The 10319-nt window shown below is 63.5% G+C and carries 9 protein-coding genes; 4 read left to right on the forward strand and 5 right to left on the reverse strand.

What is annotated here, in order from left to right:
- Positions 1-51: 51 nt before the first annotated feature.
- The 5 genes from NKI05_RS08620 to speB all read right to left on the reverse strand — a co-directional run bounded on the left by NKI05_RS08620 (position 52) and on the right by speB (position 4455).
- On the reverse strand, positions 52-1140 hold the full coding sequence (locus tag NKI05_RS08620; protein ID WP_023671275.1) for an ABC transporter substrate-binding protein: 1089 nt from the start codon (positions 1138-1140) through the stop codon (positions 52-54).
- A gap of 68 nt (positions 1141-1208) precedes the next feature.
- Positions 1209-1856, reverse strand: coding sequence for an amino acid ABC transporter permease (locus NKI05_RS08625; RefSeq protein WP_023671276.1), 648 nt, complete (start codon positions 1854-1856; stop codon positions 1209-1211).
- On the reverse strand, positions 1853-2509 hold the full coding sequence (locus tag NKI05_RS08630) for an amino acid ABC transporter permease (RefSeq protein ID WP_023815994.1): 657 nt from the start codon (positions 2507-2509) through the stop codon (positions 1853-1855). The genes NKI05_RS08625 and NKI05_RS08630 overlap by 4 nt, the downstream gene beginning before the upstream one ends.
- A 6-nt stretch (positions 2510-2515) precedes the next feature.
- Positions 2516-3310 carry a transporter substrate-binding domain-containing protein gene (locus tag NKI05_RS08635; RefSeq protein WP_023815993.1) on the reverse strand — a complete coding sequence of 265 codons (795 nt, stop codon included), beginning with the start codon at positions 3308-3310 and terminating at the stop codon, positions 2516-2518.
- An 83-nt stretch (positions 3311-3393) separates the two neighbouring features.
- Positions 3394-4455: an agmatinase gene (speB, locus tag NKI05_RS08640; RefSeq protein ID WP_023683569.1), complete on the reverse strand. Its 1062-nt coding sequence runs from the start codon at positions 4453-4455 to the stop codon at positions 3394-3396.
- Between the two features lie 212 nt (positions 4456-4667).
- Here speB and gcvA point away from each other — a divergent pair, with 212 nt between their 5' ends.
- The 4 genes from gcvA (at position 4668) to NKI05_RS08660 (ending at position 10202) form a co-directional block, all read left to right on the forward strand.
- A complete protein-coding gene (gene gcvA, locus NKI05_RS08645; protein ID WP_023755452.1) occupies positions 4668-5636 on the forward strand; it encodes a transcriptional regulator GcvA in 969 nt (322 codons plus the stop codon).
- A gap of 170 nt (positions 5637-5806) precedes the next feature.
- Positions 5807-7111 (forward strand): nicotinate phosphoribosyltransferase, encoded by a 1305-nt coding sequence (gene pncB, locus NKI05_RS08650; RefSeq protein ID WP_023683568.1) that lies wholly within the window; start codon positions 5807-5809, stop codon positions 7109-7111.
- 191 nt (positions 7112-7302) lie between these two features.
- Complete coding sequence (locus NKI05_RS08655) at positions 7303-8745, forward strand: hypothetical protein (protein WP_023815992.1); 1443 nt, start codon at positions 7303-7305, stop codon at positions 8743-8745.
- Between the two features lie 152 nt (positions 8746-8897).
- Complete coding sequence (locus NKI05_RS08660) at positions 8898-10202, forward strand: ABC transporter substrate-binding protein (protein WP_023815991.1); 1305 nt, start codon at positions 8898-8900, stop codon at positions 10200-10202.
- The last annotated feature ends 117 nt before the right edge of the window (positions 10203-10319 follow it).

Consider the following 10319-nt stretch of genomic DNA (forward strand, 5'->3'; position numbering starts at 1 on the left):
GCCGCCGGAGGAAATCCGGCGGCCGATCAGTTTTCAAGCGGAACGGGCGGCTCAGCCGACGATCAGCTCGGTCCACTTCTGGTTGATCCAGTCGGCCTTCGACGTATAGAGGTCGTAGCGCGGGATGATCGGGTCGATATCCGACGACACCGCGGCGAACTCTTCCGGCTTGAGGTCGAGCACCTCTTTCTTCAGCGTCGGCGTGGTGCCGACCTTGCGCGACATCAGGCCCTGCATCGACGGCTGGCTCATATAGTCGATGAAGGCATGCGCCTCGTCGACCTTGGTCGAGGCGCGCGACAGCACCCAATTGCCGGAATCCTGGATGCCGCCTTCCTTCGGGAAGGTCGAGCGGACATGGAAGCCGTCGGCGACCGCGAGGCCGGTGACGTCGTGATAATACTGGCCCATCGGGATCTCGCCCGACTTCAGCGCCTGCTCGAACTGCGCCTCGTCGCGATACCACAGCCGGACATTCGGCTTGAGCTCGGCGAGCTTTTCGAACGCCTTGTTCAGTCCGTCCTCGGTGTCGAGCGCATTGGTGCCGCCCATGAAGGTCTTGGCTGTCACTTCGAGCAGGAACGAGTTCGAGGCAAGCGCCAGGAGGCCAAGCTTGTCCTCATTGGCCTTGTCCCACAGCGTCTCCCATGAGGTCGGCGCATCCTTGTAGACATCGGTGTTGGAGACCAGCGTGATCCACCAGGCGACGGCGCCGATGCCGGCGACCCGGCCATCCGGATATTTGTTGACGAAGCGCGGCAAGAGGTCGTTGTAGTGCTTGAACTTCGACGTATCGAGCGGCGTCCACAATTCGGTCGACTGGCCCTTCAGCGTCGAGGTCTGCGACATCATCGAAAGGTCCGCCGGGGCCTGGCCGGCCTTGGACGCCTGTTCGAGCTGCACCAGCCAGGCTTCGCCGGTCGGCTCGGCGACCGACTCGACCGCAATGCCGGTCGCCTTGGTAAAGTCGGGGAAGACGTGCTCGTCGAAGGATTTCTTGAAGTAGCCGCCATAGACGCCGACCTTCAGCGACTTGTCCTGCGCGCGCAGGATCGACGGCATGGCGAGCACGCCGGCTGTAGCGAGGCCCGCACCAAGCACGCCGCGCCGTGTCAGGGATTTTCCAATCAGTCTGTTCATCTGGTTTCTCCTCAGTTGATGCCGTTCTATTCCGGCAGGTTCCCTTCACGCACTGTCGCCGCCTGGCGTCAGTGGGCCGCCGCTCGTTGTTCGAGCGTACGGGCGTATTGCGTCAGTGGAAAGCACATGACGAAGAAGATCAGCGCCACCAGCCCGTAGACCTTGAACGGTTCGAAGGTGGCGTTGTTGATGGCGTTGGAGGTTCTGACCAGCTCCTCGAAGCCGATGATCGAGGTCAGCGCCGTCGATTTGATCAACTGCACCAGGAAGCCGACGATCGGCGCCCTTGTGATCGAGAACGCCTGCGGCAGGATGATCAGCCTGAGCTCCTGCAGACGGTGCAGCCCAAGGCTGGCGCCGGCGTCCCACTGCCCGCGCGGCAGCGCATCGACGCCGCTGCGCCAGATCTCGGCCAGATAGGCGCTGGCGAAGAAGGTCAGGCCGAGCACCGCTGCCGTCCATGGCTCGATGCGCAGGCCGAGCATCGGCAGGCCGAAGAACATCAGGAACAGCTGCATCAACAGCGGCGTTCCCTGGAACAGGGCGATGTAGCCGGAAGCGATGCGCCGGCTCCATTTATTTTCGGCGATGCGGAAGAACAGCACGATCAGCCCTACCACCGCCCCGCCGACAAAGGCCGCCAGCGACAACAGCACCGTCCAGCGGGCGGCGAGCAGCAGATTGCGAACGATGTCCCAGAAGGTGAATTCGATCATGTGACACCTGCCCCCAATACGCGGCGCCCGCCTGTGACCAGCAGCCGGCGCAAGGCCATGGACAGGACGAGGTAGACCAGGGTCACGACGAAATAGGTTTCGAAGGACCGGAAGGTGCGGGCTTGCAGCATGTCGGCCTCATAGGTCAGCTCGCGCACGGCGATCTGCGACACCACGGCCGATTCCAGCATCATGATGACGATCTGGCTGGTCAGCGCCGGGTAGATCACCTTGAGCGCCTGCGGCAGCACGATCTTGATGAACACCTGGCGCGGTCTCAAGCCCAGTGCACGCGCTGCTTCCGTTTGTCCGCCGGGCACGGCATCGAGACCGGCGCCGACGATTTCAATGGTGTAGGCCGCCATGTTGAGCGTCATTGCCAACATGGCTGCCAGGATCGGATCGAGCCTTATGCCGAGGCTGGGCAGTCCGAAGAAGATGAAGAACAGCTGCACCAGGAACGGCGTGTTGCGCATCACCTCGACATACACCGCGATGGCGCGCTTCACGAATACCGGGCCGTTGCGCCGGCCGGCAGCGCCCAGGACGCTGAGCAGCGTGCCCACGAGCGTGGTCACGACGATCAACAGGATCGTCGTGGCCGCGCCGCGCGCGATGTCGCCCACAGCACCTGGGAGCCAGGCAAAAGCCACGAGAACTCAATCCTTGAGGTTGTCGGGATTGAGCGGCGTCTTCAGCCAGACCTTCGAGCTCTCGTCGAGCTTGCCGTTGGCCAGCATCTTGGCAACCGCATCATTGACCGCCGTCTTCAGCCGGTCCTCTTTTTTGTTGAGGCCGATATGCGAAGGCGAGGTCAAGAGCTGGAACTTCTGCTCCGGCTTCAGCGCGTCCTGCTTGGCCAGCACCTGGGCGCCGACATCATTGCCGACCACCATCAGCTGGGTCTGGCCGGAGATGAAGGCCTGGATGACGGAGTTGTAGTTGTCGAAGCGCTTGATGTCGGCCGATGCCGGCGCCGCTTCGGTCAACGACGTATCCTCGAGCGTGCCGCGATTGACGGCGATCGACTTGTCGGCGAGATCTTCCTTGCCTTTGATCGAAAGCGCTGCCGGACCGATGACGGCGATGTAGTAGGGCGCATAGGCGGCGGCGAAATCGATCACCTCCTCGCGCTCCTTGGAATAGCCGACGCTCATCAGGATATCGACGCGCTTGTCGGTGAGATACGGGATGCGGTTCTGGCCGGTGACGCTGACCAGATTGAGCTTCACCTTGAGTGAATCGGCGATCGCCTGCGCGACGTCGACGTCGTAACCCTTGATGCTCATATCGGCGCTGGCCGAGGAGAAGGGCGGAAAGTCGGAGAAGATGCCGACATTGATGGCGCCGGCCTTGGTGATGTCGTCGACGGCGTCGGCATTGGCCTGGGAGGCGAAGCCGAGGCCGGCGAGCATCAGCGCAGCGGCGATGGTTGATTTCATATGGATTGTCATTGGTATTCCCCTTCTGGAAGCTTGCTTGTTTTGGAAACGGCCGCCGGCTCCAGCGCGGCGGCCGCCTTTGCATGTGAAATCCGTCAGGCCCCCTTGCCGGTGATCGCCGGGCTGAACACCATCAGGCTCAGGATCTCGAACAGGACCTGGGCGCCGACATGGGCGGTGTTGGTGGTCGCGTCATATTGCGGCGCCACCTCGACGACATCGCCGCCGACAATGTTGAGACCTTTCAAGCCGCGCAGCAGTTCGAGCACTTCGCGCGTCGTCAGGCCGCCGATTTCCGGCGTGCCGGTGCCTGGCGCGAAGGCCGGATCGACACTGTCGACGTCGAAGGAAATGTAGGTCGGGCCGTCGCCGACGATTTTGCGCGCCTTCTCGATGATGGCGGGGATGCCGAGACCCGTCACCTCTTCGGCATGCACGACCGTCATGCCGGATTCGTAGGTGAACTCCCACAGATACTCGGCCGAGCCGCGGATGCCGATCTGGATGGTGCGGGTGGGGTCGAGCACGCCGTCCAGCACCGCGTTGCGGAACGGTCCGCCATGATGGAACTTGGTCATGTCGAACAGCCCGCTTGTGTCGCAATGGGCGTCGATATGGATCATGCCGACCGGCGCCTTCTTGCCGACCGCCTTCAGGATCGGATGGCTGATCGAGTGGTCGCCGCCGACCGAGAGCGGCAGCACGCCGGCATCGACGATCTGGTTGGTGCGGCGCTCGATGTCTTCGTGGCTGACCTCCAGCCGGTAGCGGCTGCGGAACGGCGTATCGCCGATGTCGGCGACGCGCAGCTCATGCGTCGGCGCGCATTCCAGCACATGATTGTAAGGGCCGATGCGCTCGATGGCGCGCAGCGCCCTTGGCCCGAAGCGCGAGCCGGGCCGGTTGGTGACGCCGAGATCCATCGGCACGCCGATGATCGCCACCTGCAAATCGCCGAAATCCGGATTGTCGGCAGCGATTTCACGGTAGGGCGCGGCGAGGAAGGTGGGGATGCCGGCATAGGGCGCCAGCCTTGTGCCGCTCTTGGAGAAGATCTTGTCGGCGACCTTGCGGAACTTCGGGTCGAACATCTCGCCGCCATGGCTCTCGCCATACTTGCGGCGCAAGGCTTCCAGCTTGCCTCTGTCATAACCCATATCGGTCTCCTCCTGCGGGCTGATGCATGCGGCCGTGGCGACATCTGCGAACTGACCATCATCCGGCCGGGTCGCTGTCCCGCTGGCTGCCTGTAGATTTCACGTCATTGATGCTGTTGACCTGCCAAAGTGTCCGGCAGCCGCATTGAAAAATCAATTGATATTGTTACGGTGCTGATTGTGAGAAAATCTCACAGAGTATCCGGTTGCTCATGGCCAAGCGTCTGCCCCCCTTGAACCCCCTGCGCGCCTTCGAGGCGACGGCGCGTCACGCCTCCCTGACCAAGGCGGCGAGTGAGCTCAATGTCACCCATGGCGCCATCAGCCACCAGATCAAGGCGCTCGAGCAATCGCTCGGCGTAAAACTGTTCGAGCGCACCGGACAGCGGGTCAAGCTCACCCCGCACGGCGCCGAACTTCTGCCGGCGGTGTCGAGCGCCTTCGACGGCATCGCCGCCGCCACCCAGCGCATGACCAGGCCGGCCAGCGCCGGTACGCTGTCGGTCTCCTGCGTGCCGGCGCTGCTGCTTCTATGGATGACGCCGCGGCTCGGCAGTTTCATGGCGCAATACCCTGACATCAGGCTGACGCTGATCCCGTCCAACGACCCCAAGGACATCCGCGCCCCGCAGGTCGATGTCTGCGTGCTCTATGGCGACGGCAGCTGGACCGATTGCTGGATGCGCAAATGGTCGGGCCTCGAACTGTTCCCGGTGGTCAGTCCGACGCTGATCAACAACCGGCCGCTCCGCATCTGCCGGGATCTTGCTGGCCATGTCATCCTGCATGGCGATGATGGCCGCGAATGGCACACCTGGCTGGCCGCCGCCGATGGGCTCGACCTCGAACGTGGCCGCCGTCACCATCTCGGCGACGCCCGCACCGCGATCGAAGCCGCGGTGCATGGCCATGGCGTGGCGCTCGGCGATTCCGTCACAGCCAGCATGCTGCTCGCCAGGGGCCTGCTGGTGGCGCCGTTCAGCCTATCGGTGCCGGCGGTCGACGATTTCTATGTCGTCTGCCGCAACGAGATGCGTTCAGCGCCGATCGTGCAATTGTTCGTCGACTGGCTGTTTGCCGAAAAGGAACAGGCCGACAGCCGCGCCGACGCGCCGGTGGCCGGCCGCATCGGCAGCCGCCGGAAGCGTCCGGCGCTGCGGGTGGTGGGCGCCAAGAGTTGAGGCTGGACCGGGAGCGACTGCTTTTTGTCGGGCCAGCCCGGAAAGCGGGAAGCGCTTTCAAAAATTCAATGCTAATAAGCTCTTGCCCGGCAATTCCAGGAAACGAGTGCGGCGGTTTCCCGTCCGGAATTGCGTAAGACAGACGTGAGCAGCGAAGGCGACGGCAGGACATGGCAAGAACCGATATAGCGCGGCGCGTCTATAACCACACCTGGAAGCTGGACCCGATCGTCCGCAGCCTGCTCGACACCGATTTCTACAAGCTTCTGATGCTGCAGATGATCTGGGGCATGTACCCCAAGGTCGACGCCACCTTTTCGCTGATCAACCGCACCACCTCGGTGCGCCTGGCCGACGACATCGACGAAGGCGAATTGCGCGACCAGCTCGACCATGCCCGCACGCTGCGCTTCTCCAAAAAGGAGATGATCTGGCTTGGCGGTAACAATTTCTATGGCCGCAAGCAGATCTTCGAGCCGGAATTCCTCGCCTGGCTGGAAGGTTTTCGGCTGCCCGACTACGAGCTCTCCAAGCGCGACGGGCAGTACGAGCTCTCCTTCAGTGGCCCCTGGATGTACACTACGCTGTGGGAAATCCCGGCGCTGGCGATCATCAACGAGCTTCGCTCCCGCGCCGCCATGCGCGCCTTCGGTCCCTTCGCGCTTGACGTGCTCTATGCACGCGCCAAGGGGAAGATGTGGGCCAAGACCGAACGCTTGAAGGCGCTGCCCGGCATCCGCATCTCCGATTTCGGCACCCGCCGCCGCCATTCCTTCCTGTGGCAGCGCTGGTGCGTCGAGGCGCTCAAGGAAGGTATTGGCGAAGCCTTCACCGGCACCTCGAACGTGCTGCTGGCGATGGACAACGACCTCGAAGCGCTCGGCACCAACGCGCATGAATTGCCGATGGTTTTTGCCGCCCTTGCCAAGTCGGAAAAGGAATTGAAGGAATCACCCTACAAGGTGCTGCAGGACTGGCAGCGCTATTACGGCGGCAACCTGCTGATCGTGCTGCCCGACGCTTTCGGCACCGCATCCTTCCTGCGCGACGCCCCGGACTGGGTCGCCGACTGGACCGGCTTCCGCCCCGACAGCGCGCCGCCGATCGAAGGCGGCGAAAAAATCATCGACTGGTGGCGCGAGAAGGGCAAGGACCCCAGGCAGAAGCTGCTGATCTTCTCCGACGGTCTCGAGGTCGAGACCATCGAGGAGACCTACAGGCACTTCAAGGGCAAGGTGCGCATGTCCTTCGGCTGGGGCACCAACCTCACCAACGATTTCGAAGGCTGCGCGCCGACCGAAACCAACAGCCTGGATGCGATATCGCTGGTCTGCAAGGTGACGGAGGCCAATGGCCGGCCGGCGGTGAAGCTGTCGGACAATCCGGCGAAAGCGACGGGCGACAAGAAGGAGATCGAGCGCTATCTCCGGATTTTTGGGGCGAAGGACCGCGTGGAGCAGCTGGTCAAGGTTTGAGGGTCGGCGGGTGCCTTGCTGGACGAAATGGAAATCGCGATAGCGTGAGTTCCCGCCCACCCCCCTCTGTCCTGCCGGACATCTCCCCCGCAAGGGGGGAGATTGGCAGCGTCGAGTACCGCGCCTCTTTCTTTACCCTTGAAAGTTGGCGAAAGCCCCGGCGACATCCAATCTCCCCCCTTGCGGGGGAGATGGCCGGCAGGCCAGAGGGGGGTGTGAAGGATCGCGTCAGGCTGACATATGTCGCCTGCTCCCCCACCCTCACACTCCTCCCCAACCCTGCCTTCGCCCACGCCTCCGACCGCGGCCACGTCCTCCTCCTGCCCACCGGCTACTACATCGCCGGCGGCGCGCTCGCCGTCGCCGTCAGCTTCCTCGTCCTCGCCCTGCTGCCACCCGCAACCCTCGACCGCTTCTGGCGCCGCCGCCTGCCGCTCTTCCCATTCGCCGACACCCCTCGCACAATCATCAGCCTCATCTCCTTTGCCGGCTTCGCAACGCTCAACGCCGCCGGCCTGTTCGGCAGCCGCGATCCGCTCTCCAATCCGCTGCCGCTAACCATCTGGACGCTGCTCTGGGTCGGCCTTGCCATCGCGCAAGGCCTGTTCGGCGATCTCTGGTCGTGGCTGAACCCATGGTATGGCCCGTGGCGGATCGTAAGCCGCCTGTTCAAGCTTCGTGGCGGTGAGGGACAGGAATCGCGTTTGCCTTCATGGCTCGGCTGCTGGCCAGCCGTTATCCTGTTCTTCGCCTTCGCCTGGTTCGAGCTGATCGACCCGGCGCCCGACGACCCGGCGCGGCTGGCCTATGCCGCCGGCCTCTACTGGTTGCTTACCTTCATCGCCATGCTCGCCTTCGGCTACCGCGATTGGAGCCGGCGCGGCGAATTCCTGACGGTGTTCTTCGCCATGGTGGCGCGCTTCGCCCTTGTCGAGCGCGATGAACACGGGCGGCTCGCTCTCTGCTGGCCGGGCTCAAAACTGCTCGGCGCGGCACCCCTGCCGGCAAGCGGCATCGCTTTCCTGCTGCTCAGCCTGTCATCGGTGTCCTTCGACGGCCTGTCGAAAACCTTCTTCTGGCTCGGCCTGTTCGGCATCAACCCGCTGGAATATCCCGGCCGCACCGCGCTCATCGGCATTAGCAGCTTCGGCCTCGTGCTGACCTTCGTCCTGCTCGCGGCGGCATTCCTGCTGGCCGTCATACTCGGCCAGCGCCTTGCCGGCAGCCGACATTCCCACGGCGAGGCCGCCGGGCTGCTGGTCTGGTCGATCGTACCGATCGCGCTCGCCTATCATGTCGCGCACTATCTGACGGCGCTGCTGGTCGACGGCCAGTATGCGATCGCCGCTTTGTCCGACCCGTTCGCGCTGGGATGGGACCTGTTCGGCGCCGCCGACATGCAGATCGAGGCCGGCATCGTCGCCGGGGCCGACTCCGCCTGGTGGCTGTGGAACCTGCAGGCCGGCATCATCATCGCCGGGCACATGCTGGCGGTGCTCGTTGCCCATGGACTGGCCTGGCGACTGCACCAGGTGCCATCGCGCGCCGCCCTCAGCCAGTTGCCGCTCACCATGCTGATGATTGCCTACACGATCTTCGGCCTGTGGTTGCTTGCCACGCCGACGGCCGGATGAGACAAGCTGATCCACATGCCTTTGCGGAAAGCCCGCTTGCAAGCTCTGTGCTTTGGTGATTTAGTTTGTACACATGCAATTTCTGCCCCTCCTGCAAGGGAGTGGCCTTGCCTCGTTACAGACAGTCAAAACTCAAAAACAGGGGAACTGCCGTGACTGACAAGAATGGGTTTTTCGATCTCTCCAAATCCACCCTTAGCCGCCGCACCGCGCTGAAAGGTCTCGCCGCCGGCGCCGGGCTGACGCTCGCGCCCGGCTTCGTCCGCTACAGCCAGGCGCAGAGTTCGGCGCCAATCAAGATCGGCTTCCAGTCGCACCGCACCGGCATCGGCGCCGCCTATGGCCGCTGGTATGAAAAGACCAGTGCCGCCGCGGTCAAGGCGATCAACGACGCCGGCGGCATCAACGGCCGGCCTGTCGAACTGGTGATCGAGGATGACGGCACCGATCCCGGCCGTGGCGCCGAGGTGGTCGGCAAGTTCGCCACCCAGCACAAGACCGACATCGTCTTCGGCACGCTGTTCTCGCATGTGGTGATCGGCTCGGCGCCGGCCGCCGGCGAAAACAAGATCCCGTATTTCGTCGTCAGCGAAGGCCACCACGTCGCTTCGACCAAGCTCAACCGCTACGTCTTCCAGCCTGGCATCACCGATGTGAAGAGCCAGATCCAGTCGATGGCGCCGTGGATCGCGGCCAATGCCGGCAAGAAGGTGACGCAGATCTTCCCGGATTTCGCCTTCGGCTACGACCATCGCGACTACCTGCCGCCGGCGCTGAAGGCGCAAGGCGCCGAGGTCATCGCCCAGATCGCCATCCCGCCGACAGAGTCGTCTTTTACGAAATACTTCCCGCAGATACCCGCCGAGACCGAAGTCATCTACCACGTGATGGTCGGCCCGGCCGTGCTCACCTTCGTCAAGGAACTCGGCGAGTTCTACGGCTCCAGCCGGCCGCAACTGTTCGGCTTCATCGATTCGCTCGAAGCCACCGACATCAACAGCCCCGGCCTCGAATTTTTGGACGGCAGCCATTTCTGGGAAGGTTCGCCGCGCTATGCGCAGGCCAATGACTCGGCCGCCCAGAAAGCCTACCGCGCCGCTGTCGGCATCGACGACAATGGGGCTGCCGTCGGCGACCCCAAGGACGTCTCCACCGCCGCCCACATGTTCGGCTGCTGGGAGACCCTCTATGTCGTTAAGAAGGCGATGGAAGATGCCGGCTACAAGGGCCCGGAAGACCGCGCCAAGCTGGTCGAGGCGACCGAGGCTCTGACCGAATTCGCCGAAGGCCCGGAGCATCCGCAAGGCCCCAAGACCTTCAACGGCAAGATCCACCAGTGTTTTGGCATCCAGAACATCTCCAAGGTCGAAGGCGGCAAGATGAAGGTCGTCCACAAGACCAAGATCGAGGACGGGCTTTACGAGGCCGAAGGGGATTATACGACGCAGGCGCTGTGAGGCGCCTTACCCTCCCCCTTGTGGGGAGGGTCGGCACGCAAGCTTCGCACTTTTTCGAAGCTTGCGAGACGGGGTGGGGGTCGCGACGGCCCGTGCCCAACCCCCAACCCGACCGCT

The sequence above is a fragment of the Mesorhizobium sp. M0771 genome, from assembly GCF_040320155.1.
GTDB lineage: Bacteria > Pseudomonadota > Alphaproteobacteria > Rhizobiales > Rhizobiaceae > Mesorhizobium.

Coding starts and splice junctions, on each gene's coding strand:
- gcvA (WP_023755452.1), top strand. CDS start 4,668: ATGGCCAAGCGTCTGCCCCCCTTGAACCCCCTGCGCGCCTTCGAGGCG.
- NKI05_RS08625 (WP_023671276.1), bottom strand. CDS start 1,856: ATGATCGAATTCACCTTCTGGGACATCGTTCGCAATCTGCTGCTCGCC.
- NKI05_RS08620 (WP_023671275.1), bottom strand. CDS start 1,140: ATGAACAGACTGATTGGAAAATCCCTGACACGGCGCGGCGTGCTTGGT.
- speB (WP_023683569.1), bottom strand. CDS start 4,455: ATGGGTTATGACAGAGGCAAGCTGGAAGCCTTGCGCCGCAAGTATGGC.
- pncB (WP_023683568.1), top strand. CDS start 5,807: ATGGCAAGAACCGATATAGCGCGGCGCGTCTATAACCACACCTGGAAG.
- NKI05_RS08635 (WP_023815993.1), bottom strand. CDS start 3,310: ATGACAATCCATATGAAATCAACCATCGCCGCTGCGCTGATGCTCGCC.
- NKI05_RS08655 (WP_023815992.1), top strand. CDS start 7,303: ATGGCCGGCAGGCCAGAGGGGGGTGTGAAGGATCGCGTCAGGCTGACA.